General features: G+C 70.5%; 25 protein-coding genes and 1 pseudogene. 13 read left to right on the top strand and 13 right to left on the bottom strand.

Going from position 1 to position 24,810, the window contains the following annotated elements:
• The first annotated feature begins 64 nt into the window (after positions 1–64).
• On the top strand, positions 65–703 hold the full coding sequence (locus tag AC6RUA_RS07585; protein WP_499815324.1) for a non-canonical purine NTP pyrophosphatase: 639 nt from the start codon (positions 65–67) through the stop codon (positions 701–703).
• Positions 704–861: 158 nt separating this feature from the next.
• Here AC6RUA_RS07585 and AC6RUA_RS07580 read toward each other — a convergent pair.
• The 5 genes and pseudogenes from AC6RUA_RS07580 to AC6RUA_RS07560 form a co-directional block, all read right to left on the bottom strand.
• A pseudogene (locus AC6RUA_RS07580) lies at positions 862–1,456 on the bottom strand (PIN domain-containing protein).
• 60 nt (positions 1,457–1,516) lie between these two features.
• Positions 1,517–2,602 carry a putative sulfate/molybdate transporter gene (locus AC6RUA_RS07575; RefSeq protein WP_499815323.1) on the bottom strand — a complete coding sequence of 362 codons (1,086 nt, stop codon included), beginning with the start codon at positions 2,600–2,602 and terminating at the stop codon, positions 1,517–1,519.
• A gap of 84 nt (positions 2,603–2,686) precedes the next feature.
• Positions 2,687–3,634, bottom strand: coding sequence for an ABC transporter ATP-binding protein (locus AC6RUA_RS07570; protein ID WP_499815322.1), 948 nt, complete (start codon positions 3,632–3,634; stop codon positions 2,687–2,689).
• Positions 3,634–4,584 (bottom strand): ABC transporter permease, encoded by a 951-nt coding sequence (locus AC6RUA_RS07565; protein WP_499815321.1) that lies wholly within the window; start codon positions 4,582–4,584, stop codon positions 3,634–3,636. Before AC6RUA_RS07565 ends, AC6RUA_RS07570 begins: the two co-directional genes overlap by 1 nt.
• 25 nt (positions 4,585–4,609) lie before the next feature.
• The gene (locus AC6RUA_RS07560; RefSeq protein ID WP_499815320.1) at positions 4,610–5,779 is read right to left on the bottom strand and encodes an extracellular solute-binding protein; all 1,170 of its coding nucleotides are present in this window, start codon (positions 5,777–5,779) and stop codon (positions 4,610–4,612) included.
• 61 nt (positions 5,780–5,840) lie between these two features.
• Between AC6RUA_RS07560 and AC6RUA_RS07555 the strand changes: the two genes are divergently transcribed.
• Positions 5,841–6,581 carry a TOBE domain-containing protein gene (locus AC6RUA_RS07555; RefSeq protein WP_499815319.1) on the top strand — a complete coding sequence of 247 codons (741 nt, stop codon included), beginning with the start codon at positions 5,841–5,843 and terminating at the stop codon, positions 6,579–6,581.
• 337 nt (positions 6,582–6,918) lie between these two features.
• Here AC6RUA_RS07555 and AC6RUA_RS07550 read toward each other — a convergent pair whose 3' ends face one another.
• Positions 6,919–7,578 carry a potassium channel family protein gene (locus AC6RUA_RS07550; protein WP_499815318.1) on the bottom strand — a complete coding sequence of 220 codons (660 nt, stop codon included), beginning with the start codon at positions 7,576–7,578 and terminating at the stop codon, positions 6,919–6,921.
• Between the two features lie 115 nt (positions 7,579–7,693).
• Between AC6RUA_RS07550 and AC6RUA_RS07545 the strand changes: the two genes are divergently transcribed.
• From AC6RUA_RS07545 to AC6RUA_RS07535, 3 genes are all read left to right on the top strand, one after another.
• Positions 7,694–8,305, top strand: a complete 612-nt coding sequence (locus tag AC6RUA_RS07545) for a metal-dependent hydrolase (protein WP_499815317.1) — start codon at positions 7,694–7,696, stop codon at positions 8,303–8,305.
• 36 nt (positions 8,306–8,341) lie between these two features.
• A complete protein-coding gene (locus AC6RUA_RS07540; protein WP_499815316.1) occupies positions 8,342–8,704 on the top strand; it encodes a cupin domain-containing protein in 363 nt (120 codons plus the stop codon).
• Between the two features lie 96 nt (positions 8,705–8,800).
• The gene (locus tag AC6RUA_RS07535; RefSeq protein ID WP_499815315.1) at positions 8,801–9,424 is read left to right on the top strand and encodes a VOC family protein; all 624 of its coding nucleotides are present in this window, start codon (positions 8,801–8,803) and stop codon (positions 9,422–9,424) included.
• Positions 9,425–9,470: 46 nt separating this feature from the next.
• Here AC6RUA_RS07535 and hisD read toward each other — a convergent pair whose 3' ends face one another.
• A complete protein-coding gene (hisD, locus tag AC6RUA_RS07530) occupies positions 9,471–10,745 on the bottom strand; it encodes a histidinol dehydrogenase (RefSeq protein WP_499815314.1) in 1,275 nt (424 codons plus the stop codon).
• Between the two features lie 399 nt (positions 10,746–11,144).
• On the opposite strand from hisD, the gene AC6RUA_RS07525 reads away from it, so the two are divergent.
• Entirely contained in the window at positions 11,145–11,414 is a 270-nt protein-coding gene (locus AC6RUA_RS07525) for a DUF8028 family protein (protein ID WP_499815313.1), read from the top strand.
• A gap of 293 nt (positions 11,415–11,707) precedes the next feature.
• Here the strand turns inward: AC6RUA_RS07525 and AC6RUA_RS07520 are convergent, their stop codons facing one another.
• Entirely contained in the window at positions 11,708–13,213 is a 1,506-nt protein-coding gene (locus AC6RUA_RS07520) for an MFS transporter (RefSeq protein WP_499815312.1), read from the bottom strand.
• A 303-nt stretch (positions 13,214–13,516) separates the two neighbouring features.
• Between AC6RUA_RS07520 and AC6RUA_RS07515 the strand changes: the two genes are divergently transcribed.
• Complete coding sequence (locus AC6RUA_RS07515; protein WP_499815311.1) at positions 13,517–14,938, top strand: XdhC family protein; 1,422 nt, start codon at positions 13,517–13,519, stop codon at positions 14,936–14,938.
• Between the two features lie 115 nt (positions 14,939–15,053).
• On the opposite strand, the gene AC6RUA_RS07510 is transcribed toward AC6RUA_RS07515, so the two are convergent.
• Genes AC6RUA_RS07510 through AC6RUA_RS07500 form a run of 3 tightly spaced genes read right to left on the bottom strand, consistent with a single transcriptional unit; the run spans position 15,054 to position 19,127 of the window.
• Positions 15,054–16,043, bottom strand: coding sequence for an FAD binding domain-containing protein (locus tag AC6RUA_RS07510; RefSeq protein WP_499815310.1), 990 nt, complete (start codon positions 16,041–16,043; stop codon positions 15,054–15,056).
• A 3-nt stretch (positions 16,044–16,046) separates the two neighbouring features.
• A complete protein-coding gene (locus tag AC6RUA_RS07505) occupies positions 16,047–18,473 on the bottom strand; it encodes a xanthine dehydrogenase family protein molybdopterin-binding subunit (RefSeq protein WP_499815309.1) in 2,427 nt (808 codons plus the stop codon).
• 6 nt (positions 18,474–18,479) lie between these two features.
• Positions 18,480–19,127, bottom strand: coding sequence for a (2Fe-2S)-binding protein (locus AC6RUA_RS07500; protein WP_499815308.1), 648 nt, complete (start codon positions 19,125–19,127; stop codon positions 18,480–18,482).
• 327 nt (positions 19,128–19,454) lie between these two features.
• Here AC6RUA_RS07500 and AC6RUA_RS07495 point away from each other — a divergent pair, with 327 nt between their 5' ends.
• From AC6RUA_RS07495 to AC6RUA_RS07470, 6 genes are all read left to right on the top strand, one after another.
• A complete protein-coding gene (locus tag AC6RUA_RS07495; RefSeq protein ID WP_499815307.1) occupies positions 19,455–20,405 on the top strand; it encodes a cytochrome b/b6 domain-containing protein in 951 nt (316 codons plus the stop codon).
• A 44-nt stretch (positions 20,406–20,449) separates the two neighbouring features.
• Positions 20,450–21,616: a DsbA family protein gene (locus AC6RUA_RS07490; RefSeq protein ID WP_499815306.1), complete on the top strand. Its 1,167-nt coding sequence runs from the start codon at positions 20,450–20,452 to the stop codon at positions 21,614–21,616.
• A gap of 55 nt (positions 21,617–21,671) precedes the next feature.
• Positions 21,672–22,085 (top strand): hypothetical protein, encoded by a 414-nt coding sequence (locus AC6RUA_RS07485; RefSeq protein ID WP_499815305.1) that lies wholly within the window; start codon positions 21,672–21,674, stop codon positions 22,083–22,085.
• On the top strand, positions 22,075–22,692 hold the full coding sequence (locus AC6RUA_RS07480; RefSeq protein ID WP_499815304.1) for a nucleotidyltransferase family protein: 618 nt from the start codon (positions 22,075–22,077) through the stop codon (positions 22,690–22,692). The genes AC6RUA_RS07485 and AC6RUA_RS07480 overlap by 11 nt, the downstream gene beginning before the upstream one ends.
• 7 nt (positions 22,693–22,699) lie before the next feature.
• Complete coding sequence (locus AC6RUA_RS07475) at positions 22,700–22,891, top strand: hypothetical protein (protein ID WP_499815303.1); 192 nt, start codon at positions 22,700–22,702, stop codon at positions 22,889–22,891.
• Positions 22,892–22,965: 74 nt separating this feature from the next.
• A complete protein-coding gene (locus tag AC6RUA_RS07470; RefSeq protein ID WP_499815302.1) occupies positions 22,966–23,415 on the top strand; it encodes a hypothetical protein in 450 nt (149 codons plus the stop codon).
• Between the two features lie 11 nt (positions 23,416–23,426).
• Here AC6RUA_RS07470 and AC6RUA_RS07465 read toward each other — a convergent pair whose 3' ends face one another.
• Entirely contained in the window at positions 23,427–23,768 is a 342-nt protein-coding gene (locus AC6RUA_RS07465) for a hypothetical protein (RefSeq protein WP_499815301.1), read from the bottom strand.
• Positions 23,765–24,730, bottom strand: a complete 966-nt coding sequence (locus tag AC6RUA_RS07460) for a DsbA family oxidoreductase (protein ID WP_499815300.1) — start codon at positions 24,728–24,730, stop codon at positions 23,765–23,767. Before AC6RUA_RS07460 ends, AC6RUA_RS07465 begins: the two co-directional genes overlap by 4 nt.
• Positions 24,731–24,810: the final 80 nt, after the last annotated feature.

The following is a 24,810-nucleotide window of genomic DNA, read 5'->3' as shown; positions in this document are numbered from 1 at the left end:
GTGAACAGCGGCGAGTAGCGCCGAAACGACGCGGCTAACACCCGGCGGGCCGCAGGTCCGTGCGATGCTCCGGTACGTCACGACGAACGAGGGGAAACTCCGGGAGGCGCGCGAGTACCTCGGGGACGCGACGGTCGAGGGGTTCGAGTTCGACTACGCGGAGATACAGGCAGACGACCTCGGCCCCATCGCGGCCTACGGAGCGCGGGAGGCGTACCGCCGCGTCGACGGACCGGTCGTCGTCGACGACGCCGGCCTGTTCGTCGAGGGGTTCGACGGGTTCCCGGGGCCGTACTCGGCGTACGTCGAGGAGACGCTCGGCGTCGACGCCGTCCACCGACTCGCCGACCGCGAACTCGGCGGCGAGCGGCGCGCCGCCTTCCGGTGCGTCCTCGCGTACTGCGACGGCGAGGGGTTCGACGCCACGCCGGACCCCGTCGACAGGGACGACCGGGTGGCCGCCGCCGCGACGGGGGCGGAGCGCGACGACCAGGAGGAGCGGGCGCTCCCGGTGAAACTGTTCACCGGCGCCGTCCGCGGACGAATCGTCGCACCGAGGGGCGACGGCGGGTTCGGCTACGACCCCATCTTCGAACACGCCGGCGAGACGCTCGCGGAGATGAGCGCCGAGGAGAAGAACGCCGTCTCGCACCGCGGGCGGGCGCTCGGCAAGTTCGCCGAGTGGTACGCCCAGCGGCGGTAGCTCCCGCTCGGTCGTCCCCGGACGCCAACGGGACCTGCGACGCGAACCTTCTTCACCGAACCCGAACCAGCCGTCCCGTGACCTGACGGTCGCTCCCGGTCGGCCGAGGCGGACGTGCGGCGACCCGCCGGGAGCGTCGCTCCGCCGCCCGTTCGCTCTCACTCGCGCGGGTCCCGGTCGGGACCCGGGTACTCCCCGCCGACGACCTCCGGGTAGAGGCTCTCCGGGTCGAACAGCGCCGCGAACGCCGCGGGTTCCCGGACGCTCACCGGGAAGCGCTCGCTCAACCCGACGCCCGCACTCGGCCCGGTGAGTCGCTCGTCGAACGAGAGGACGTGCATCGCGCCGCCGCGGTACGCGGAGGCGAGCGCCGGCTGGTCGCCCCCGGGGTGCGCGACCGGGTCGCGCCACGCCTCGACTCGCTCGCGCCAGTCGCTCGCCAGTCGGTCGGCGGCGAGCGTCCCGACGACGGACGCCGCGTCGTCCAGCAGCGGGTCGCTCGCGACGAGCGTCGTCCACGAGTGCTCGCGCAGTCGGTCGAGCGCCTCGCGCGCGTCGCCGCCACAGAGCAGGTCGGCCGCCAGCACGTCCGCGTCGGCGACCACGCGCGCCGGCGACGGCTCCGGCCGGCCGGCGTCGGTGGGTGTGTCACTCATCCCGCTCGTCCCGTCGCTCCGTCAGCGTCTCCCGTACGTCCGACTCCTCGACGGCGTAACGCCGCGCGCGCTCGAACAGGTCCGTCCACGTCTCCATACCCGTCCCTGGACCGCGAGCGGCAAGAGTCACCCGAGTCGCCCGGGTCTCCGCTCCGCGTCACCCGAGTCGTCGGAGCGCCGCGTCGGCGGCGACGCCGAGCAGGAACGCCGCGCCGACGTTCCACACCGCGCCGACGACGCCGACGCCGACCACGAGCGGGAGGTGGTCGGCGTCCAGTCCCCGCCGGCCGAGGTGCGCCGCGACGACGAGCAACAGCACGCCCAGGACGGCGGTCGGGAAGGCGGCGACGACGCCCGCGAACGGAACCGCGAGCAGGTAGAGCGCGCCGAGCACGACGTTCGCGCCGCCGGTGCGCGCGCCGAACGCGTGCTTCCCGGCGAGTCCGCCGCTGCCGTGACACATCGGGAGACCGCCGAGCGGTACCGAAGCCAGACACATCCCGCCCATGCTGGCCGAGAGACGGTCCGGCGGGACGTCCGCGTCGAACAGGTCGGCACACAGCAGACTCGTCGCCACCGCGGCGTTCCCGACGGTCATCGCCAACTGCCCGGCCGCGCCGCCGAGCGCCGCGGCGTCGAACGTCGGTGCCCCCGTCGGGAACACACCGACCGCCGGGAGCGCGGGCGCCGGAACGCCCGTCTCGGCGAGCGTCATCGCGAATCCGACGCCGAGGACGGCGAGCGGCGCTCCTCGGCGCACCCCGAGCGCACTCGCCGTCGCGACGAGTCCGGCGGCCCCGAGTGCGAGCGCGGGGTCGCCGAGTCCGAGTTCGAGTCCCGTCCGCGCGAGCAGGAGCGCGACGGCCACCTGCACGCCGCGAATCACCGGGTCTCCGACGACCGAGCGCAACCGCGCGAGCGCGCCAGCGACCCCCGCGAGCAGGAGGACGGCACCGCCGACCAGTCCCGCCGCGAGGTACTCGCCGTAGCCGAGCGTCCCCGCGATGGCCAGTCCCGCGAGCGCCTTCATCGGTTCGACCGAGAGGGGGAGGCCGTAGGCGACGCCCCACACCACCTGGAACACGCCGAAGAACAGCAGCGCGTGCGGGAGCGAGACGGGCGTGAGGGCGGTCAGCGCAACCAGAATCGGTACCACCGTGATGGAGTCGCCGACCGCACCGGTCACCTCTCCGAGGGTGACCGCGACGCCGCGTTTCCCCGCCGCCTCGCTCGTGAGTGCCACGTCTTCGGACACGCGCCCGACTGGCATGATACTTGGCAGAAATCGAATACGACAGCGCGCGTCGGTCGGCGAAACCGGACTCGATTACGCCCCGTCGAGCGGGGAGAGGCGCTCCTCGGGAACCGAGACCCGCACGCGGTCGCCCTCCGCGGGCGGGTCGTCGGCGAACGCGGTGAGGTCGCCGCCTCCGTCGAGGCGGACGACGACCCGGAACGCGGCGTCCTCGCGGACGACGCGGGTCACCTCGCCCCCGAGCGAGCCGCTCCCGTCGAACCGGACGTGTTCGGGTCGGACGGCCACCCGGCCGTCGCCACCGTTCACCGCCGCGGCCGGGAGCACGTTCGCCCCGACGAATCGGGCGACGAACGCCGTCCCCGGCCGGTCGAACACGGCGTCCGGGGTGCCGCCCTGGACGACGGTCCCGTCGTCCATCACTGCGACCCGGTCGCCGAGCGCGCGCGCCGTCGCCCGGTCGTGGGTGACGTAGACGGCGGTGCGGTCCGCGAGCACGTCGGCCAGGTCGTCGCGGAGTTCCTGCCGCGTCGGCGCGTCGAGCGCCGAGAGCGGTTCGTCCAGCAGGAGCACGTCGGGTTCCACCGCGAGCGCGCGCGAGAGCGCGACCCGCTGTTTCTCCCCGCCCGAGAGGGTCTCTGGAGTCCGCGACGCCAGGTCGGCGACGCCGAGGGCGTCGAGCAACTCCGCCGCGTCGCGGGTGTCGTCGTGGTACGGCGCGCCGAACCGGACGTTCTCCGCGACGGTCATGTGCGGGAACAGCGCGTACTCCTGGAAGACGAAGCCGAACCCGCGCGCCTCCGGCGGGTCGTCGGTGACGTCCGTCCCGCCGACGCGGAGGTGTCCCTCGTGCCGGTGGAACCCGCCGAGACACTCGAGCAGGAGCGTCTTCCCGCTCCCGCTCGGGCCGAGGACCACGAGGGTCTCGCCGTCCGGGACCGCGAGCGCGGCGCTCACGTCGAACGGGTCGGCGCCCGGCGCGGTGAACGTCGTCTCCACGTCGAACTCCACGTCCGGCATCACAGCACCCCCGCGAACTCGTCGTCGTACGCCAGCCACCGGACGAGCAGGAACACCAGGGCGCTCATCGCCAGCAGGATGGCGCTCACGGCGCCGCTCTCCGCCAGCCCGCGGCTGGTGTACGTGTTGAAGATGAACACCGGCGCGTGCTGGGCGACCACCTCGCCGGCGCCGGGGAAGGTGAAACTCACCGTGTACGCCACGACGGCGACGGCGCCGAACTCGGAGACGCCCCGCGCCCACGCCAGCACGCCGCCCGTGAGTACTCCTCTGCCGGCCAGCGGGAGGCTCACGCGCCGGAACGTCTCGAACGGCGGCGCGCCCTGCGAGCGGGCGGCGCGCGTCAGCGAGTCGTCGACCGACTCGAACGCCTCGCGGACGGAGTTGACCGCGAACGGCGCGCTGACGAACGTGAGCGCGAGCACCATCCCCGTCAGACTCGCCAGCACCGAGAGGCCGGGGAACACCCCCCGGTCGCCGAATCCGAACAGGACGAGGATGCCGGCGACGGAGTGCGGGACGACGAGCGGGAGGTCGACGAGGCTCTCGACGACCGACTGTCCCGCGAACCCCTCCGCGAGCAGGTACGCCAGCGGGATGCCGAACGCCAGCGAGACGAGCGCTGCCAGCAGTGGCCCGTAGACGGTGAGCAGCAGCATCCGGTGGACGTCGGACGCCAGCGCTACCTCGACGACGAGACTCGGCTGCTGGCGCGCGGCGAACAGCAGCAGCGGGAGACCGAGCGCGAGCAGGAGCACGGAGCCGAGCGCGGCCGCTGCGACGCTGAACAGTTCGCCCGTACCGCGCCAGCCCAGCAGTGCGGCGCTGACGAGCGCGAACGGGACGTACCACGTCGGCGCGCCGAGCGCGTACGCCGTCGCGAACGCGACTAGCTGGACGGTCACCGCCGCCAGCGCGACGCTCCCCCGTCCGAGTGCACTCCGTGTCATTGAGGTGACCTGGGCACTCGACCGTCTATAGTTCGAGCGGACCCAGCGTCTCCTGTACGGTCGCCCCCTCCAGCACGCCGTCGGGGACGGCGTCCTCGGCGCTCGCGGGGACCACCATCGGCGAGACGGCGCTGAATCCGAGTTCGGTCATCGTGTCCGCGCCGTCGCCCTGCGTGACGTACTCCACCCACCGCGCGCCGGCGTCGGGGTTCTCGGCCACCGACGGCACCGTGATGCCGTACGCGATGGGGGCACCCGTGTAGGTGTTCCCGCCGGCCTCCACCTCGGCTTTCGCGTAGTGGTTCGCGTACTCCTGGGTCGCCTCCGAGAGGTTGACGTGCGGCTGGAGCGGCAGCGTGTTGAGGCTCTCGTGGGTCGCGCCCGCGGACTGGTACTCCCAGGCGTAGTCGAGCGCCCCCGACTCGAGCTGGCCGATGAGGTCCGTCTCGGTCCCCGCGGTGACCTGCGCGTTCTCCTGGAGGGCCTGCGCCGTCGACTCGTCGTACAGCGTCTCCCCCTGGAACTCGACGGCCCCGAGTTGCATCGCCATCACCGACCGGTAGCCGTTGGGGTCGACCGCCGGGTCCGAGTGGGCCACGTTCACGTCGTCGCGCGACATCACCTCCCACCAGGTGTCCTCGGCGAACTCGTCGGCGCCCGTCGACTCGTCGGTGTAGCCGATGGCCATCGCGTTCGTCACGAAGATGCCGTACCAGTCGGCGTACTCGCCCATCATCATGTCGCGGATGAGCCGGAAGTCCGAGACGCCGAGCACGTCGGCCGACCGGCCCTGCTGGGTGATCTTCTGGGTCGAGCCGACCGACCCCTTCGCCTCCCGGTTCACCTGCACGCCGACCTCCTCCTCGAACGCCGTCTCGATCCGACTGAACGGCGGCGCGAGGCTCCCGGCGTGGAAGATGGTCATCGACCCCGACATCGACCCGCCCGAGTCGGTCGTCTCCTCGCTCGCGTCCGTCGTCTCGTCGCCCGCGGCCGTCTCCTCGGCAGTCGTTCCCTCGTCCGCCCCGGCCGTCGTCGTGTCGCCGCCGGTGGCCGAAGTGGACGTCCCCCCAGCCCCGCCGCCACCGCCGCCCGAACACCCGGCGAGTCCGAGCGCCGCCGCGGCGCTCCCGACGGTTGCGAGGTACGCCCGCCGCCCGACCGCCCGCCCGTCGTCCGACCGTTGTTTCGACATAGATACATCGGTATCGCGGGAGGCACATAACCGTTTTGACCCCGGCCGTCGCAGTCCGACCATGACCGACGGTCGGGGAGCCGGGGGGGACGACCGGGTCGGGGAGGGGGCGGCCGCCGCGTTCGACGCCAGCCTCCGGGCCGACGACGTGACGTTCGACGGCCGGGACGCGGCGCTGTTGCGCGCCGTCGCGGACGCCGGGTCGGTGAGCGGCGCGGCGCGCGACCTGGGGCGCTCGCGGGCGCGGGCGCTCTCGCGGCTGGAGACGCTCGAGGGCGCGTTCGGCGACCTGGTCGAGCGACACCGCGGCGGGGCCGACGGGGGCGGGAGCAGGCTCACCCCCGCCGCGCGCGACCTGCTCGCGCGGTTCGACCGCCTCCGGGCCGCGCTGGCGGGGACAGCCGGGGCGGCCGAGTCGGTGTTCGCCGGCGAACTCACCGAGCGCGACGGGGAACTGGGGGTCGTGGCGACGGCTGCCGGGTCCGTCCGGGCGCTCGTCGTCGGCGACCTGTCGGCCGGCGACGCCGCCGAGGTGAGCGTCCGCGCGGACGCCGTCACCCTCCACGCGCCGGACGAGACGCCGCCGCCCGACGCGACGAGCGCGCGCAACCGCTTCGCGGGGCGCGTCCGCTCGCTCCAGCGCGGGACGGCGGTCGTCGAGGTGGACCTCGACGTGGACGCCGACGCGACGCTCGCGGCGCTCGTGACCACCGACAGCGCCGACCGCCTCTCGCTCGAACCGGGCGCGCCGGTCGTCGCCTCGTTCAAGGCGACGGCGACGCGCGCCAACGCGCGGGAGTGACGAAGACGACGCCCGGAGCGACGCCGAACGTCGCCACCGGTCGTCGGTGTGTCAAGCCGAAGACCGCAGTACGCCGCGCGTCCGACGAGGGTCGTGCGTCTGACGACGTTTTATGTGCTTGTCCCCGAAGACTCCGGTAGGGCGCGCCACCGAGGCCGCGCGGGTCTCCCGCCATCGGCCTCCCGTCCTCCCGCGCGCCCGGCACACCCACCCTCTCGGTTCTCACCGCTCCGTCCCCCCGGAACGGACGGACAGGGGCGCTCCGCCCCGTCATTCCCCAACTCCCCCCGTGGACCGACCCGACGCGCCGCGTCGGCCCGTCCCGCCAGCGCGGCGGTTACTGTTGCTCGCCCAGAAGCGCCCCGTGGACGTCGTCCATCCGCGCCGTCTCGACGATGAGCGCCAGCCGGTCGCTCGGCTCGACCACGGTTCCCGGCATCGGGATGACCAGCGCCTCGCGGTCCCGGCCGTGGGCGTACACCCGCGCGCCGTCGACCGAGAGGTCGTGGACCGACTTCCCGACGACCGGTGCGTCCTCCGGCACGGTGAGCGCGACGAGCTGGAGCCGTTCGGTCAGGTCGCCGATGGCGTTGAAGTTCCCGCCGAGCAGCGCCGTCTTCGCTCCGACGGCACCCAGCCGTTCGGGGTAGATGACCTCGTCGACGGCGCGCTCGTACTCGTCGTACACCTCCTCGCGGAAGTCCTCGGAGATGCGCATCACCGTCCGACAGCCGTGTTCCTTCGCGGCCATACAGATCTCGAAGTTGACACGCGGGTCGCCCGTCAGTCCGCCGACCGCGTCGGCCCGGTCGACCCCGGCCTCGGTCAGCACGCTCGCACTGGCGCCGTCACCCTGCACCACGTCGAACTCCCGGCTCCGGGCGCGCTCGACCTTCTCGGGGAGGTTGTCCACCACCACCACCTCGTGGCCCTCTTCGACCAGTACCCGGGCGGTTCGCGACCCGACTCGCCCGAATCCGACGATGATGACACGCATACCCGTGGTATGCCATGGCTTGACAAAAAGGTGCACCCTATCGGCGGGGACGACCGGGCGCCGGCGGTGGGTATCCGCGCGAGGTTTATCGGTTCCGGCGGCGTACTCGGGGGCGATGATGGCGACGACGCACGCGTTCGCCGGCCTGCTGGTGGGGCTGGCGGCGCTCGCGGCCGTTCCGGAAGCCGGGCCGGTCGTGCTCCTCGCGGGCGGACTCGGGGGAGCGTTCCCCGACGTCGACCTGGCGTGGGCGCACCGGAAGACGCTCCACTTTCCCGTGCTCTACACCGCGCTCGCCGCCGGAGCGGCCGCGCTGGCGTGGGCGGTCCCGACGGCGGTGACCGTCGCGGCGGCGACGTTCCTCGCGGCCGCGGCGCTCCACGCCGCCTCGGACGTGCTCGGCGGGGGACTCGAACTCCGGCCGTGGGAGGCGACGTCCGACCGGGCCGTGTACGACCACCTCCGGGGGCGCTGGCACGCGCCGCGGCGGTGGGTCCGGTACGACGGCGCCCCCGAGGACTTCCTGCTCGGCCTCGCGCTCGCGCTCCCGGCGTTCGCCGCGCTCGACGGGCCCGCACGGTGGGCGGTCGCGGGGCTGGTCGTCGTCTCGGGTGCGTACACGGCCGGCCGCAAGACGCTCGTCTCGGGCGGCGAGCGACTCGTCGGCCGGCTCCCGCCGCGCGTCCTCCGGTTCGTTCCCGAGGCGTTCCTCCGGGACCTCCGGTAGACGGAGCGTTTTCCCCCGGCGTCCCCTCCGGACCGCATGGAGAAGGTGAGCCTCGACGCGGCGTTCGACTCCTTCGAGGAGACCTGGTCGCCGCGACTCGCGGCGGAACTCAACGGCCAGGCCGTGAAACTCGCGAAACTCGACGGCGCGTTCGTCTGGCACGCCCACCCGGACGCCGACGAACTGTTCTGGGTCGTCGAGGGCGGCCCGCTCGACCTGGAGTTCCGCGACGCGCCGACCGAGACGCTCCACCCCGGCGAGTTGCTCGTCGTGCCGGCGGGCGTGGACCACCGACCGGTGGCCCGCGAGCCCGCGAAGGTCGCCCTGTTCGAACCGGCGGGAACGACGAACACCGGCGACACGGGGGGCGAGCGGACCCGCGACGTGACCGACCTGTAGCGACGGACCGCACGCCGGCAGTACCGGCTTCCACGCGGACCCGGTGACACCGATGTCTCCTGTCCGGCTAAGTGGCTGGCACTCGTCTCTACGGGCATGAGTGACGAAATCCCGGTCACCGCCGACCGACCGGACAGCGCCTTTCACGTCACCGGCACGGACCACATCACGCTCATCGGGAGCAACGAGGAGGAGACCGTCGCGTTCTACCGCGACGTGCTGGGGATGCCGCTCGTACTCCGCCAGCCGAACCTCGACGCGCCGGACGTGACCCACCTGTTCTTCGACACGGGCGACGGCCGCATCATCACGTTCTTCGTCGAGGACGACCGCGCGTCGAATCAGGGACCCCAGCGGGTCGGTGTCGGCGGGGTCCACCACCTCGCGTTCAGTATCGAGGCCGAGCGACTGGACGAGGTCAAGGACGGACTGGAGTCGCACGGCTACGGCTACAGCGAGTTCGACCGCGGCGCGTTCCACTCGCTGTACACCCGCGACCACAACGGTCTCACCATCGAACTCGTCGTCGACAAGTACGACATCCCCGACGACCGCCGCGGCGAAGTGCTCGCACTCGCGCAGGCGAAGCGCGTCGAAGCCGGCGCGGAGTACGTCGACGACCCGCACATGCAGGCGGCACTCGAGGAACTGGGCCTCCCGTCCGAGCGGGCGACGGTCCCGGACGCCGCCACCGGTTCCGGCGTCGAGGACGAGGACTGAGCGACCGACCCGACCCACCCGGCCTCGTCGGGCGACCGCCGGGCGCTCACTCGTCCGGGTTCGTCCGCGCCTCGGCCGAGAGCCGGTGGGCGTGGGTCCCCTCGAGTTCGCAGATGCGGGCCGCGAGCGGCGCGATTCCGGCCGCACCCTCGCGGGTGAGCTGCTGGTGGGTCAGCGTCCTGAGGTACGTCCCGACCCAGATTCCGCCGCTGTACCGGCTGACCCGGTGCGTGGGGAGCGAGTGGTTCGTCCCGACGGCCTTGTCGCCGAACACGACCGGCGAGTGCTCGCCGAGGAACAGCGACCCGTAGTTCCGGAGGCCCTCCATCGCGGCTCGCGGCTCCGCGGTCAGCACCTGGACGTGTTCCATGGCGTACTCGTTCGCCAGGTCGACCGCGGCGTCGACGTCCGGAACGAGCGCGATTTCGCCGTTCGACGCCCACGACTCCCGGGCGACGTCCTCGGTGTCGATGCGGTCGAACTGGGCGTCGAGTTCTTCCCGGGCCGCCTCCGCGACGGCGCGGTCGGTCGCGACGAGCACCGGTCGCGACATGGGGTCGTGTTCCGCCTGCGCCGCGAGGTCGACCGCGATCAACTCGGGGTCGGCCGTTTCGTCCGCTATCACCAGCACCTCGGTCGGGCCGGCGAGGAAGTCGATGCCGACGTGGCCGAACACCTGCCGCTTGGCCTCGACGGTGAAGACGTTCCCCGGTCCGGTCACCTTGTCGACGCCCGGGAGGCTCTCGGTCCCGTACGCCATCGCGGCGATGGCCTGCGCGCCGCCGACGCAGTACACCTCGTCCGCGCCCGCCCGGTCCATCGCGTACAACTGTGCCGGCTGGACCCCCCCGTCCGACTGCGGCGGGGCGCAGGCGACGATTCGCTCGACGCCGGCGACGGTCGCCGGGACGATGGACATCGCCGGCGCGGCCACGAGCGGGTGCCGCCCTCCGGGCACGTACGTGCCGGCCGTCTCGACCGGCAGGACGCGCTGTCCGAGCGAGACGCCGTCGGCGAACTCCCGTTCGAACCCCTCGACGCGGTCGAGTTGTTCCTCGTGGAACGCCCGGACGTTCTCGACGACCGCGTCGATCGCCTCGCGGTCGTCCGGGGTCAACGCCTCGCGCGCGGCCCGGATCTCCTCGTCGTCGACGCGGACGTCCTCCCGCGTCACCCCGTCGAACTTCTCGGTCAGGCGCGAGAGCGCCTCGTCGCCGTTCGTCCTGACGTCGTCGACGATGTCTCGCACGGACTCCGTTACCTCCCGGTCGATCTCGAGGCTCGTGTCCGCCGCCTCCTTCAGGTACTCCGCGTCTCCCATACCGTCCGACTCTCGGCCGACCGCTAAACACTCCCGGTGGGGAGGAGTGGGGGACTGACTCGCCCACGCGTCTTCGGTAGTCGTCGGAAGTCGGAGCGGCCACGACGGTTCGCGTCCGAGGGGGGCACGCGGTTCGCGTTGCCGACCGTTCCACCGTTCCGACCCCGTCACCGACGGGTCATTCGGTCGAGTCGACCGGTGTGTGTGATGTTCTCTCTCGAGGCGGTCGAAACGGCTCCAGAGACGCTTGTAAATCGTCTAACGGTCTCTCCAACGGTCGTAAAACGTCCCGTCTCGTCGATTCGCTCCGATTTTGCGGACAAATTCGGCCGAACGCCGGTTAACGAATTGCACCTTATACGGTGGGGGGGGTCGTAGGGGTGACTGGAGCCAGTCACGATGTCCACCTCCGAATCCACCCTCCCGACCCGGCTCGCGTCGTCCACGAGCGAGACCATCCCCGCCATCCAGCACGCCGTCGGCGGCCTTGCCTCCGGCCTCGTCGCCTCCGTGCGCGCCGTCGCGTTCTGGGTGGCCGCCCTCCTCCCGCTGAGCTACCTCCCGCTGCTGGCGACGGGTTTCGTCGGGGAGCACGTCCTCGCCTTCGTCGGGCTCATCGCGGTGAACGCGCTCGGGATCGCGCTCGGGAGCGGCCACCGCACGGACTGACGGCTCTCGCTGGCTTCAGACACCACGGCCCACTCGGGTTCACACCAGTCCCCGCCCGGATCCGGGCTCCACGCTCCGCCGCCGCTCGGTTCGTTTCTCCGTCCCCGCTGACGCCCGCCGAGCGACGCCTCCGCGCGTCCGTACACGGCCGCCCCGACTGCACGCCACCGTCTCTCGGTTCAGAGTCGCTCCCATCGGACGGAGTCGCTGGTGCCGGACGGGAAGCGGTCCCTCGGTCGTCGGTCACCTCGACGCCCTCTGCGCCGTGGAGCGGCGGCTCTCCGCCGGTCACGTCACTCTGTCCGGTCGTCCTCGCGGGCCCTGGGTCGTCTACGGCGGAGCGGTTTCATCACGCTGTAGGGGAAGTCGACCAACTGGTTGAACCCCCCGACAGTCGTGAACGTCAAGACGGGGCGTTTCATCTCCGCAATGAGTTCGTGGACGACGACCGACCGGTCCTCCTCCCCTTCCTCGACCACGAGCGAGAGGCGGTGCATCGAGTACACCCCGACCAGGATAGCGAACACGAAGGCGAAATCTATTCCCTGCAGACTGATGGCGTTCAGGCTCACCAGTCCCTCCGGCCCCTCCCAGTTGACGGCGAACGATAACCGATAGTCGGTGAGTCCGCTCGCGACGCTTCCGCCGACGATCGGGGCGACGGCGGCGGCGAGCGACCCGACGAGACTCCGCGCGGCCAGGTAGGACGTTGCCCGTCCCCGGGGGGCGAGTTTACGGCCGATGTTCGCCGCCGCCAGCCCGACTCCGGACATCGCGATCCCCAGGAGGACGTGAATCACCACCAGCAACGGGAGTGTCAGCCGGTGTCGTTCGGGCACCGCAGTCAGCAGCCAGAGCCCGATAGCGACCAGTTTGAGCGGTCCGCTCACGCCCAGGACGGCTTTGTTGCTGAACCGGTCGGAGAGCGCGCCCCACACCTGCGAGAACGACGCGTTCGAGAGCTGACTCAGGACGGTCAGCGCGACGACGTAAGCCATTCCGTACTCCAGCTGCTGGAGCAGGTAGACGGTGAAGAACGGCCCCGCCAGTGCCATCGCGAACTCCCACGGGGCTGTGAACAGGATGAGGCGACGAAAGTTCCGGTCGCAGAACGGCGGTGCGAACAGCGACCGGAAGCGCGTGGGTTCGGCGGGCGGTAGCGGGGGGTCGGGAGTGTGGAAGACGAAGTACAGCGAGGTGACTCCGACGGCGAACCCGAACAGGAACAGCATCGAGTACCCCCGAAGCTCCCCCGTCGGGAACGAGTCGGTCCAGTAGGCGATGAACCCGGCGGCACCCAGGCTCACCGGAACCGACAGCAGGGAGTTCTGTTTCTGTCTCTTCGAGAAGAACGCGCCCATGCGGTCCTGCGGGACCAGGTCCCGGAGCAGCGACTCCCAGGCGCTGCCGCCGGTCGCAGCGAATGCCTCCCGGAGGAACGTCACCCCGAGCAGGAGTCCGAGTCCTAGCGCCGTTGCGTCGCCGGCGAACGCGAACGGGAGGAGCGCCAGCACGAACACGCTCGCGCGAACGCCGGCGAACGCTGCGAGCGCGACCTGTCTGCGCTCGCGGTACCGCTCGACGACGTACGTGGCGGGAATCTTCGTGAGCTGTGCGAGCGAGGGGAGCGACGCGAGGAGGCCGACGGCGAACAGCGACGCGCCGAACGAGAGCGCGACTTTGGTGAGGAAGACACCTCCCACGAGCGTAGCCATCACGTGGGCGGTGAGGCCGAACCCGGTCACGTTCCGGAGTCCGCGTCGAGTGTCGTCGTCGGACAGCACGAAGGATTCGCTCACACCCCAGTCGCTCGGCGGTGGTCGACGTAAACATATCCGCTCCCGTCCGGGTACTCGACCACGGGGCGACTGGTGGGCGTCGATACGTATACTCGCGCCGCGCGTTCGTGTGAGCACCCTTCGACACCCGCCGGTCAGTAGATATCTGTACGTACATATACTATAGTCGAGAATTTCGGGGGCTTATCAGTGTGAAGTGGCCTCCTTCTGGAATAACATGGACCAACGCGCGCGCGAAGCTTCTCGAACACCAACTACTCCCACTGTCGAATCGACGCGAACGAGTGGGAGAACGTCTACGTGGTGGGCGACGTCCACGGCTGTCGGGCCGAACTGGAGACGTTGCTCGGGAAACCCGACTCGGCGCCGGAGGAACTGGTCGCGTTCGTCGGCGACCTGGTCCGCAAGGGACCGGACAGTCGGGGAGTCGTCCGACTCGTCCGCGGGATGGACAACGCGGTGAGTGTCGAGGGGAACAACGAGCCGAAACTGTTCAGTGGCGACGCGTCGCTCCCGGGCCTCGACGACGCCGACAGGGAGTACCTCGACTCACTCCCCACTCTGATAACGTGGGAGGGACACGCCGTCGTCTACGGCGGGGTAGACCCGAGCACGCTGTTCGTCGAACACGACGCGAGGAGTTGCGCAACATGCGCAACCCGACAGCCGACGGCGACTACGACCGGCCGTTCTGGTGGGAGCGCTACGAGGGACCTCCCCGGGTGTTCTTCGGGCACACGCTGCTCGACCGACCAGTCGTCCGGCCCTGGGCGATGGGACTCGACACCAGTGTGCTCCGTTCCGGGGGCGAACCGTTCGACCCGGCGCGTAACAGTCATGGCGACCGAGCGGCGAAGTATTGGTATGAGATTACATGGCAAGGTCGCCGAACTGACCGCCGCGGGCGAGCACGTCGCGGTGGTGACGGTCGTCGACGTGGAGGGGAGTGCGCCCCGGGGTCCGGGAGCGGAGATGCTGGTCCGTGCGACCGGTGAGACGGTCGGGACCATCGGGGGCGGAACGGTCGAGGCCCTGTCGCGCGAGGCGGCCGTCGAGGCCATCGAGCGGCGAGAGCCGACGAGGAAAGTGTGGGAACTGGAGCGCGGGGGGAACACGGGGATGGTGTGCGGCGGCGAGATGACCGTCTTCATCAACGTCGTCCCGGGCGTTCACCGGCTCATCATCGCGGGCGGCGGTCACATCGCCCTGCCCCTCTCGCGCCTGGCGCGCACGATGGGGTACGAGGTCTGCGTCGTCGACGACCGCGAGGAGTACGCGACCGCCGACCGGTTCCCCGAGGCGGAGCGGTACCAGGGGGCGTACGACGAGGGTATCGCGGAGTTCGGCGTGAGCGACAACACGGCGGTCGCGGTGGCGAGCAGGAGCGGGACGACGGACCGGGTCGCCGCGGGCGAAGCGCTCTCACGCGACGCGTTCTACGTGGCGGTCGTCGCCTCGGAGACGAAGGCCGACCACGTCCGGGAAGGACTGCGGGACGACGGACTCGACGAGGACATCGTCGCTCGACTCCGCTCGCCCGCCGGTCTCGACCTCGGCGGCGGGGACCCGGCGGACGTCGCCCTCTCCGTGCTCGGCGAACTGAACCGCGTCCGCCACGGCCTCCCGCCCGGTCGGGTCGTCGCCGACCCCGACGCCTCCGGGGCCCCGGACGCCTCGGAAGACGGGACGGACGACCCGGTGCAGACGACGCAGCCGGAGGGCTGACGGAGTCGCGTCGGGACGACGGCCGGACCGAGAGACGCCGCGACGGCGGCGGCTTGACTCGCTCGGATGCGGCGTGCGCCGCCGAAAAACGCCCCGTCGGCCGCGCGTCCGTCGGTCACCCCGCGTTCAGGAGCGCTCGCTTGACGAGGTTCTGCGTCAGCGTGAGTTTGAACGCGTTGTCGGAGAACGGCGCCGCGTTGGGCAGCGCCGCCTCTCCGGCCGCCTGCGCGGACTGTTCGGTGACCGAGGCTCCCCGTATCGACCGTTCGGCCGCCTCCAGGCGTTTCGGCGTCGGAGCGACGCCGTTCGCGACGAGGCGGAGGTCTGAGACGGCCCCGCCGGAGCGCCGGACGGCGGCCGCGATGTTGACGATGGGGAAGTCCCACGCCTGCCGGTCCCGGACCTTCTCGAAGTAGAAGTCCGCCCCCGCCCAGTCGGCCGGGACGAGTATCTCCTTGAGCACCTCGTTGTGCGAGAGGTCGTTCATCACCGTGATGTTCTCCTCGGGTCCGACGAAGAACTCCGATATCGGCTCCCTGCGCTCGCCACGCGGTCCCTGCACCACCACCTCGGCGTCGAGTGCCATCAGCGCCACCGCCCCGTCGGAGGGGTGGGCGGTGATACACCGCGAGTAGTCCGTCACCGCGTGGTCGCGGTTCTTCCCGGTCATCGCGTAGCAGGTGTTCCCACCCGCGCGGTAGCAGTCGAACCCGCCCCGGTAGTACCAGCACCTGGAGTCCTGGGAGATGTTCCCCCCGATAGTCCCCTGGTTGCGTATCTGTGGGGTCGCGACCTGACTCAGCGCCTCGGCGAGCACTCCGAACTCCGAGGTGACCGCGTCGTGGTCGGCGACGGCGTTGACCGTCTCCAGAGCGCCGATTCGGAGCCCCCCGCCGGACCGTTCGGAGACGCCGTGGAGTTCGTCGACGGGTTTCAGGTCAACGACCACCTCGGGCGCTCGCATCCGGTTCTTCAGCCACTCCATCTCGTCGGTGTTGCCGGCGATGATCGTCGCGTTCTCTCCGTGTTCCTGAAGCACGCGGACCGCGTGTTCGACGCTGGTGGCGTCGATGTGCTCCAGGGGTTGAATCATGTCTTGTTGCATATCTCACACCTCCGCGTCGCCGTTCCGTATCCGCGCCATGACGTCCGCGGGGCGAATGGGGGGCGTCCGGAACGTGGTCCCGAGCGCGTCTCGAACGGCGCTCGTGACCGCGGACGCCCCGGCCCCGTAGGGCGGTTCGCCGACGCCCTTCACGCCGTAGGCGCCGGTCGGGTCGGGTTCGTTGACCGCGCCGACCCTGAGGTCGTCAGGGCTCTCGTAGATGGTCGGCGGCTTGTTCTGGTACCAGTCGGTATTGAGCGGAATCCCGGTGTCCATGTCGTGGCTGTAGTGCTCGCTCAGCGCGTATCCCACGCCCTGAATGATGCCGCCCTCGACCTGCGCGGTCAGGCTCGCCGGGTGAAGCACTCGCCCGCAGTCGGCGATGCCGACCAGTTCCTCCACGTTGACGTTCCCCGTCTCGGTGTCGACGCTCACGAGCGCCATCGAGGAGCAGAACGACCGGACCTGCCCGGGCGCCATGTCGGGCGTGCTGTGCCCGAGGACGACCAGCCCGTCGCCGGCGATCCGCTCGGCGTTCCACAGCGTCATCGGGTTGTAGCTGTCCTGGTTCGGTATCTCCTCAGCGGTGTACTTCCCGCCGGCGTCGGTGGCGAGCTGCGCCGCCTCCGCGAGCGAGAGCGACTGGGAATCGTCGCTCGTGTGCGTGACCGCGCCGCCCGCGACCTCGAACTCATCGGGACTCCCGCCGAACTCCTCGGCGGCGAGTTCCTGCAGGTAGGTGATGGCGTTCTCGGCGGCGACGTTCTCGGCCAGCGAGGTCGTGTACGTGGTGTTCGACCCGTACTGGCCCTGGGTGAACGCGCCCTCGGTACTGTCCCCGAACATGGGTCTGACCTGGTCCCAGGGGACGTCGAGGGTCTCGGCCACGACGCGCGGACTCGCGTGCGTCGAGTAGGTGCCGAGGTTACCCACCCCTGTCCGGACCTCCACGACTCCGTCGGTCCGGATGCGAATGAGTCCGTCGAGGCCGACGTAGCCGGAGGAGTGGTCGCCGAACCCGATGCCGACGCCGTACACCTTCGACCCCTCGGTCGAGCCGCTCATCTCCCGTTTCGACTCGTACCCGAACTCCTCGGCGGCCTGCTGGTACGTCTCCGCGACGAAGGCGCTCGTCATCGGCGTCTTGTCCGCGCCGACGACGCCCGGGTCGTCGGCGTCCGGCGCGTTCCGAACCCTGAGGTCCAGGCGGTCGACCCCGAGTTCGTCCGCCAACTGGTCGAGGATGGGGGAGAACGCCATCGCGATCTGGTTCTCGCCGGGACCCCGCATCGGCCACCGCTTGGGCGTGTTCGTGAGCACCTGAATCCCGCGGACACGCATCGTCTCCGGCTGTAACTGGGCCGAGACCGCGTCGAACCCCGCGCCGAGCCCGTTCAGGCCGCCCGTCGAGTAGGCACCGCCGTCCCCGATGGCCTGGACGTCCAGCGCCGTGATCCGGCCGTCGTCCGAGGCTCCGACCCTGAACCGGTACAGGTGGCTCGACCGACCGTTGCCCCAGTGGAACTCCTCCTTCCGACTGCCCCGGAGTTTGACGGGGCGGTTGACCGCTCTCGAGAGCAGCGCCGGCACCGCCATCGCGGGGTAGCTCGCCCCCTTGGAGCCGAACCCGCCGCCGCAGTAGTTGGAGATGAACGTCAACTGTTGCGGGTTGATACCGAGTCCGCCCGCGAGGCCGAAGTGGGTCACGCCGATGCTCTGGCTGGAGCCCCAGACGGTGACCTCGCCGTTCGCCTTCCAGTGGGCGACGGTCGACCGCGGCTCCATGGGGTTCGTGGCGATGGGGTGCGCCTGAACGGTCTCCTCGACCACCGCGTCCGCCCGGTCGAGACCCCGCTCGACGTCGCCCCAGGACCACTTGATGTTCCAGTCGCCCGGGTTCGACGGGAAGTCGGAGCCGAAGTCCGCGTCCGCCCACTTGATCTCGTCGATGACGGTCGAGTCGCCCTCCTGACCGATGGTGTTGCCCTCCAGTGCCGCGTTCGGTCCGCCGGGCTTCAGCGACTCCCGTGGGTCGATGACGTGGTCGAGGATCTCGTACTCGACCTCGATGGCCTCCACCGCGGTCGCGGCGGTGTACTCGTCGACGGCGGCGACGGCCGCCACCGGGTAGCCGAACACCCGCGGCTCGTTCGTGAGCGGCGGTTCACCCGGGGCGGCCCCACCCTCGGAGGTGCCGAGCGACCCGACGTTGTCCTCGTACGTGACCACGGCCTCGACGCCCGACATCCGCTCGGCCGGACTCGTGTCGATGTTCGTCACCCGGGCGTGGGCGTACGGCGACTTGACCGTCTTCGCGTGCAACAGCCGGTCCGGGAGGACGTCGTCCGCGTACTTGGCGGTGCCCCGAACTTTGGCCTGCGCGTCGGTCGGAGTGAAGTTTCGCCCGACGTATCTGAAGTGGTTTGACATCGTGAATCACATCCGTTGTGCTGCGTCGAGCACGCTGTCGATCTCGTTCTCGTAGTTCCCGCACCGGCAGAGGTTCCCCGCGAGCGCGTCTTTGACGTCCTCGCGCGCCGGATTGGGGTTCTCGTCGAGGAGCGCCTTCCCCGACAGGATCATGCCGGGCGTACAGAAGGCGCACTGTCCACCCAGGTTGTCCACGAACGCCTGTTGAATCGGGTGGAGCCGTCCGTTCTGCTCGAGTCCCTCGACGGTCTCGACACTCTTCCCGACGGCGTCGCGGGTGAAGTACGTGCAGCCGTACACCGGGTCACCGTCGACGAGGACGGTGCAGGCCCCACACATCGCTCGGTCGCAGCCGAACTTCCCGCCCGTGAGGCCGAGTCTGTACCGGAGCGTCTCCAGCAGTCGCTCCTGGTCCTCGACCTGGACGAACCTGTTGCGACCGTTCACGTCGAGTCTGAGCTGGTTCGAGAAGCGGTCTCGCAGGTCCGGTCGGGCCTCGGCCGTCTGCGCGCTGGCCCGCCGTACGTTGTTGAACAGGTAAGCGTTCGCGGCGACGATGCTCCCGCCGATCGTCCCCTTGATGACGTCTCGCCGGGAGACGTCGTCGAGGAGGTCCTCCTCGTTCCCGTCCGGGGGTCTATCATCATCGTTCATGTTTGTGTGTGTTACTCATTGCCACGACCATATAATCCTTCGCCTCGCTCAACTGGCGAAAACGCGGAGTTCAGTCGCGTGAGAGGTCGGTACACGGACAGGGCACGAAGCGGAGAGCGGTCCCCACAGATTCCGACGCCGGCGGAGGGGGAATAACTGGCGCCACGAGCTCCTGCCGCGAGTCTCCCACGACCGTCGGGGGTGGCGACCCGCGAGAACCCGACCCGTCCAACGGCACCGGGGTGAATCCCGACGAAACTGCCGTATTCGGGCTTAAAACGGCCGTTCACCTAAACACTTAATAGATATCGTGCGGTTAGTTAGCATATGCCATTTGGAATCGACATCTTCCGGTTCGAGTCCCGGTTCGGCCAGGAGGTTGTCGTCGGGTTGTCCTGGGACATCCTGCTGGTGTTCGCGTTCGTGGCGTCACTGGTGTTTCTGGTGCACTTCGTGGTGCGGGAGCTCCTGAACCCGACGGGCCACACGGTCGCACCGGGCGAGCAACCACCCGAGGAGGTCGAGGAGAGCCTGCGGACGCAGGGCGTCGAGGAGGTGGAGCGGTTCACGGTCACGCAGCGCGCCTCCCACTGGATCATGGCGATCTCGATATTCGCCCTGATGCTGTCGGGGTTCGTCATCATGAACACCGACGTCACCGTGCGGGCACTCCCCGGCCTCTCGTGGCTCGCCGTCCACGAAGTCGCCGCCGTCGTCCTCATCGGGTACGTGTTCTTCCACCTCGGTCACGTCGCGTACAAGGGGACGTGGGGCGCGATGTGGTTCGGCGCGCGCGACGCCAGAGACCAGTGGACGCGGCTCAAGAACTTCGCCGGCCTGACCGACGACTACCCGCGTCAGTTCAAGTATCCCGGTGCGCAGAAACTCCTCCACTGGGCGGTGACGGGCGCGACGCTCGGTATCGTCCTCACCGGCGTGGTGTTGCTCCGGCGCGTGAACTTCGGGCCCCTCTGGGACGCGACCCGCGAGTTCTCGCTCCTCGGCGTCCGGTTCGGTCTCGGGACGACCGACCAGCTCGGCCTCGTCGCGTGGAGCTTCGTGCTCCACGACTTCTTCGCGGTGGCGCTCGTCGCGCTGGTGATGGGACACGTCTACTTCGCGGTCCGACCGCAGGAGTGGAGCGTCACGAAGAGCATGATCACCGGTACCGTCTCCGTCGAGGGTTACGCAAAGAAGTACTCCCCAGAGAGCTGGTCGGTCCGGGGTGACTCGGTCACCGACGGCGGTCGGGAACGGTCGGAAGGAGAAGACGACTAGAGGACAGCACAGCCACCCGACTCACCCGACCTCGTACGAATGACATGAGCGCCACCGTCACCGCCGAGTACTTCACCGACCCGTTCTCGCACCGCTGCTGGGCCGCCGAACCGACCGTCCGTCGACTCGCGTACGAGTACGAGGCGGTCCGGTGGGTCCCCCGAATGACCCTGCTGTTCCCGGACCGCGACGCGGTCCCCGCGGGCGTCGCCGGCGAGGGGTCCGGGGCCGAGTCGACGAATTCGACCGGCGCGCCGATGATGGGCGCGACGGCGTCCAGCGACGACCCGCCGCCCGGCGAGGACGCCCACCCGTCCGCGGGACTGAACGAGCGGGTACGCATCGTCTGCGAGGCACACGAGATGCCGGTCGTCCAGAACCCGTGGCCCGAGGGGGGACCGCCCGCCTCGCGCGTCGCCTGCGAAGCCGTCGCGGCCGTCCGCGAGCGGTCGCTCGATGCGGCCAGAACGCTCCTCCGACGGATTCGACTGCGGACGTTCGTCGCGGGCGACCCCCCGACCGGCGTCGACGACCTCCTGGCGCTCTCGGCGGACGTCGCGGCGGTCGACGCCGCGGCGCTCGACCGCGACCTGACCGACGGCACCGCTCGCGAGGCGTTGGCAGCCGACCTCGAGCGGGCGTCCGAGACCGCACGACTCGGCGGTTCGGTCGACACGCGCGGGGAGATACGGACGTTCCCGCTCGGGCCGCGAGTCCGCGATATCGGAGTCGGAGACGGCGCGGCGGACCGGTCGAGCGACGTGCCCGGGGACGAGGAGACGGACGGCGACGGCACGGGAGCGCCGCGTGCGACGCTCGTGGCGCCACCGACCGTCCGATTCTCGTCGGACGACGCCACGGTCATCGCGTCGCCGTCGGCCGGCTACCAGGACTGGAAGGACGCGGTGAACCGACTCGACGAGGACATCAGGAACACGGCCGCGACCCACGCGCCGCTCGGAACCAAGGAGTTCGTCGGTCGGGGACTCCCGGACGAGGTCGCGGAGCGGTTCACCGACGCTGACCACGGTGCTCGGGTCGAACGCTACCTGGCTCGGACGGGACCGGCGGTGCTCCGCGAGGTCGCGTTCGGCGTCGACGCGACCGAGATGACGACACGGATGACGCTCCACGACCTGGCCGGGGACGGCGTCGTGGGACGCGAGACGACGAACGGCATCGACGTGTGGCGCCTCGCGGACGACGACTGACCGACCGGCCGCCGCTCCCCACACGTATTTGTACCAACGTTTCTCACTATCTACCATGATATACGTTCACGAACTGCAGGGAGCGGTCGAGCGGCTGGAGGAGGCGTACGAGTTCATGATCTCGTACGCGGGACAGGGAATCGGTCGGCAGGAACAGACCGAGGGAGACGCGGAGGAGATCCGTTCGTACCTCCTCCAACTGAAGGAGGCGTTCGCCGACGGCGTCGAGGCGGCCGCTCGGATTCCCGAGGAGCACGAGCTCAGCGGCCGGTCCCACTACGAGACCTTCGTCGACCGGCTCCGAACGGAGGTCGACCGGGCGGTCGTCGTCCTGGATCTGCTCGCGGCCCAGGAGCGGATCACCTCCGCACAGATAGACGACGTCAACGGGATGGCGGTGTTCCAGTCGGTCGTGATGAAGTTCTTCTTCGTCGACGACCTGACGGAGCACCTGGGCTATGAGTCGTGACGGGGACGGGTCGCAGCCGCGTCTCTGTGGCGTCGTCGTCGCGGCCGGCACGTCGACGCGCATGGGCGGGTTCCCGAAACCGCTGCTGCACGCGAACGGGGACCGGTTCGTCGAGCGCGTCCTGCGGACCCTCGCGGACGGCGGCGTGACGGACCGGGTCGTCGTCCTGGGGCACGAACACGAGACCGTCCGCGAGCGCGCCGCCCTCGACGGGACGCGGGTGACGGTCAACGACGCCTACCGGGAGGGGATGCTCTCATCGGTCCGGGCGGGGGTCGAGGCGACGCCCGACGACGCCGACGGCTTGCTGCTCTGGCCCGTCGACCACCCGTTCGTCCCGCCGGCCGTCCTCGACGCACTCCGGGAGGCGTCGGAGTCGCGCGCGGACGTCGTCCAGCCGACGACCGACGGCGAGCGCGGCCACCCGGTGGTGTTCGCCGCCTCGACGTTCGACCGCCTCCTGTCGGCGCCCGACGACGAGGGCGCCCGCGCGGTCGTCTACGCGGAGGAGACGACGGTGCGCGAGGTCCCCGTCGACGACCCGCGGATACTCGTCGACGTCGACACGCCCGAGGAGTACTGGCGGGCGGTCAAGCGGTACGGGTAACGCGACGATGGCCGACTACTTCGCGACGGCCCTGGCGGCCGGACTCGCCGTCGCCCTCGTGAACGCGTACTTCGTCTGGCGCGAGCGCGGGTCGCGGCTCCGGTCGCTCCGGACGTTCGTCGGCTGGCTGCTCGCGTTCGTCGCCGCCGGCGTCGCCGCTCCCCGCATCGCCGCCTGGCTCCTGATACACGTGTTCTGACCACCCGGCGCGACGACGCTCCCGTTCGCGCCGGTACGCTTATGCTCCGGGTGTGACGATTGTCAACGTGAGGCATGGCAACTCAAGCAACCGACACCGTTGGCGGTACGCGAGTCCGCCGAGTGAGCGGCGACGTCGTCGGCGGAGCGCTCCTCACGCTTCTGGGGCTGGTCCACCTGTTCGGACTCCAGTTGGGGGGAGCGCTCGGCTTCCTCCTGCTGCTCGTCGTCTGGCCGCTCGTCGGCGGTTTCGTCGCCGCGCGCGTCGAACGGCTCCGCTCGTCCGGCCGCGACTGGCGGACCACCAGCGCGGTGAGCGGGACGCTCGGTGCGGTGGTCACGACGGCCGTCGTCTTCCTGGCGGGGGTCACGGGCGTCTGGTCGGCGTTCGTGACGGCCGCGTTCGCGACGACGTTCTGGCCGGTCGTGTTCACCGTCCTCGTCCTCCTCACCATCTCGTGGACGGTGTTCGCGTACGCGGGCGGCTTCGTCGAGAGCCGGGTCGCGGCGGCGACTGCCGGGTGACGCCGCGGACGTCACTCCTCCCGTCGCGACCCGCCGGCGGCGAGCGCTCGCTCGACGCCCTCCGTAGTCGGCAGCAAGAGCGACGTCGTCGGTCCCTCGCGCTCGACGAGGAGGGCGTCCTCCGCGACGTCCGGCGGCGGCGGGTCGCGGAACTCGACGGTGAACGCCTCGGCCGGTTCGAGTACCACCCCGTCGACCGCCCGTTCGAGCGGTCGGAGCAACTCCTCGAACGGGAGTTCGTACCGGTCCTCGGTCGCGTTGTAGTGCGACTCGACCCGCGGTGGGAGCGGGCCGTCCCGGTACCGGAAGACGAAGGTGCCGTGGACCGAGAACACGCGGAGGGGCGGGCTCATTCCTCGCTCGTCTCGCGGCTCGGTCCCGTGTTCGCGTCGCCCCCGTCGACCGACTCCGTCGCCCGCTCGGTTTCCCCGCCCGCGTCCCTCCCCGCCGCCGTGCCGTCCGGGACGTCCGCGGGCAGTCGCCAGAAGGATTCGGAGGCGAACTCCCGTTCGGTCACCGTCCCTCCTTCGGCCAGTTCGCCAGCCCGTCTCGCGACGGCGTCGTACGTCCCGCGGGCGACCACCGCGAGTTCGGTCGTCGACACCCACCCTTCCGGCGAGAACTCCTCGATGACCCTCCGCACGGTCGGCGGCTCCGCCCGCGGGGTCCGGTCGGTCGCCGCGAGCACGGCCTCCCGGTACGTCTCGAACCGCCGTCGGCCGGAGAGTCCTCGCGTCCCGCCGTCGCCGCGGACGAGGAGCGTCGGGAGTTCACACCGGTCCCCGACCGGGGTCACGCCCTCGCCGTCGAGTGCCGCCGCCGCCCCGCGGTGACGCTCGAGCGCCCGGAGGGTCCGCTCGTCGTCGAGCGTTCCCATCACTGCCTCGGTCTCGACGCCGGAGGTCGCCGCGACTACCGAACGCAGCCGGTTACGGTCGCCGACGTTCGTCCGTCCGATGTACGTCGCCTCGCGGAGCGCCCGCAGCAGTCGAACGACGCCCGCCCCGTCTCCTCGCTCGGCCGCCGCGAGTGCGAGGCAGGCGCCCGTCGACGAGGTGGGGGGGTCGGAGAACCAGAGGTACTCGTCGATTGGCATCCCCGACCGCTCGCTGAGTCGGGCGCAGGCGGCCGCCATCCCCCGCTTCCCTCCCTCGAGCTCCGGGCCGTCGTACTCCTCCCACGACGGCACCAGCACGACCGGGCGAACGCGCCACGGAACGTCCGGGAACGCCAGATTCAGCCGGCGAAACGTCGGCTGTGCCGCCCAGCCGTGCGGGTTGATCGGGTCGTCGTACAGTTCGATAGCCGGGTCCATGCGAACAGTTAGCGTTCGACGCCTGCGGTGATAAAACGGGGTTCCGGCCGGGTCGAGGTCGAGAGGAGGAGTTTAATACA

It is taken from the genome of Halorarum sp. SLYT50, from assembly GCF_059821265.1.
The sequence above is the reverse complement of the archived record's forward strand: the minus strand, read 5'-3'. Positions and strand labels throughout refer to the sequence as shown.

Bases quoted from the DNA above. Each gene is read 5' to 3' on its own strand.
- AC6RUA_RS07535 (WP_499815315.1), top strand. From the start codon at position 8,801: ATGAGTGACGAAATCCCGGTCACCGCCGACCGACCGGACAGCGCCTTT.
- AC6RUA_RS07485 (WP_499815305.1), top strand. From the start codon at position 21,672: ATGATATACGTTCACGAACTGCAGGGAGCGGTCGAGCGGCTGGAGGAG.
- AC6RUA_RS07510 (WP_499815310.1), bottom strand. From the start codon at position 16,043: ATGCAACAAGACATGATTCAACCCCTGGAGCACATCGACGCCACCAGC.
- AC6RUA_RS07480 (WP_499815304.1), top strand. From the start codon at position 22,075: ATGAGTCGTGACGGGGACGGGTCGCAGCCGCGTCTCTGTGGCGTCGTC.
- AC6RUA_RS07495 (WP_499815307.1), top strand. From the start codon at position 19,455: ATGCCATTTGGAATCGACATCTTCCGGTTCGAGTCCCGGTTCGGCCAG.
- AC6RUA_RS07570 (WP_499815322.1), bottom strand. From the start codon at position 3,634: ATGCCGGACGTGGAGTTCGACGTGGAGACGACGTTCACCGCGCCGGGC.
- AC6RUA_RS07490 (WP_499815306.1), top strand. From the start codon at position 20,450: ATGAGCGCCACCGTCACCGCCGAGTACTTCACCGACCCGTTCTCGCAC.
- AC6RUA_RS07565 (WP_499815321.1), bottom strand. From the start codon at position 4,584: ATGACACGGAGTGCACTCGGACGGGGGAGCGTCGCGCTGGCGGCGGTG.
- AC6RUA_RS07525 (WP_499815313.1), top strand. From the start codon at position 11,145: ATGTCCACCTCCGAATCCACCCTCCCGACCCGGCTCGCGTCGTCCACG.
- AC6RUA_RS07470 (WP_499815302.1), top strand. From the start codon at position 22,966: ATGGCAACTCAAGCAACCGACACCGTTGGCGGTACGCGAGTCCGCCGA.
- AC6RUA_RS07505 (WP_499815309.1), bottom strand. From the start codon at position 18,473: ATGTCAAACCACTTCAGATACGTCGGGCGAAACTTCACTCCGACCGAC.
- AC6RUA_RS07475 (WP_499815303.1), top strand. From the start codon at position 22,700: ATGGCCGACTACTTCGCGACGGCCCTGGCGGCCGGACTCGCCGTCGCC.
- AC6RUA_RS07550 (WP_499815318.1), bottom strand. From the start codon at position 7,578: ATGCGTGTCATCATCGTCGGATTCGGGCGAGTCGGGTCGCGAACCGCC.
- hisD (WP_499815314.1), bottom strand. From the start codon at position 10,745: ATGGGAGACGCGGAGTACCTGAAGGAGGCGGCGGACACGAGCCTCGAG.
- AC6RUA_RS07555 (WP_499815319.1), top strand. From the start codon at position 5,841: ATGACCGACGGTCGGGGAGCCGGGGGGGACGACCGGGTCGGGGAGGGG.
- AC6RUA_RS07560 (WP_499815320.1), bottom strand. From the start codon at position 5,779: ATGTCGAAACAACGGTCGGACGACGGGCGGGCGGTCGGGCGGCGGGCG.
- AC6RUA_RS07460 (WP_499815300.1), bottom strand. From the start codon at position 24,730: ATGGACCCGGCTATCGAACTGTACGACGACCCGATCAACCCGCACGGC.
- AC6RUA_RS07585 (WP_499815324.1), top strand. From the start codon at position 65: ATGCTCCGGTACGTCACGACGAACGAGGGGAAACTCCGGGAGGCGCGC.
- AC6RUA_RS07500 (WP_499815308.1), bottom strand. From the start codon at position 19,127: ATGAACGATGATGATAGACCCCCGGACGGGAACGAGGAGGACCTCCTC.
- AC6RUA_RS07545 (WP_499815317.1), top strand. From the start codon at position 7,694: ATGATGGCGACGACGCACGCGTTCGCCGGCCTGCTGGTGGGGCTGGCG.
- AC6RUA_RS07540 (WP_499815316.1), top strand. From the start codon at position 8,342: ATGGAGAAGGTGAGCCTCGACGCGGCGTTCGACTCCTTCGAGGAGACC.
- AC6RUA_RS07465 (WP_499815301.1), bottom strand. From the start codon at position 23,768: ATGAGCCCGCCCCTCCGCGTGTTCTCGGTCCACGGCACCTTCGTCTTC.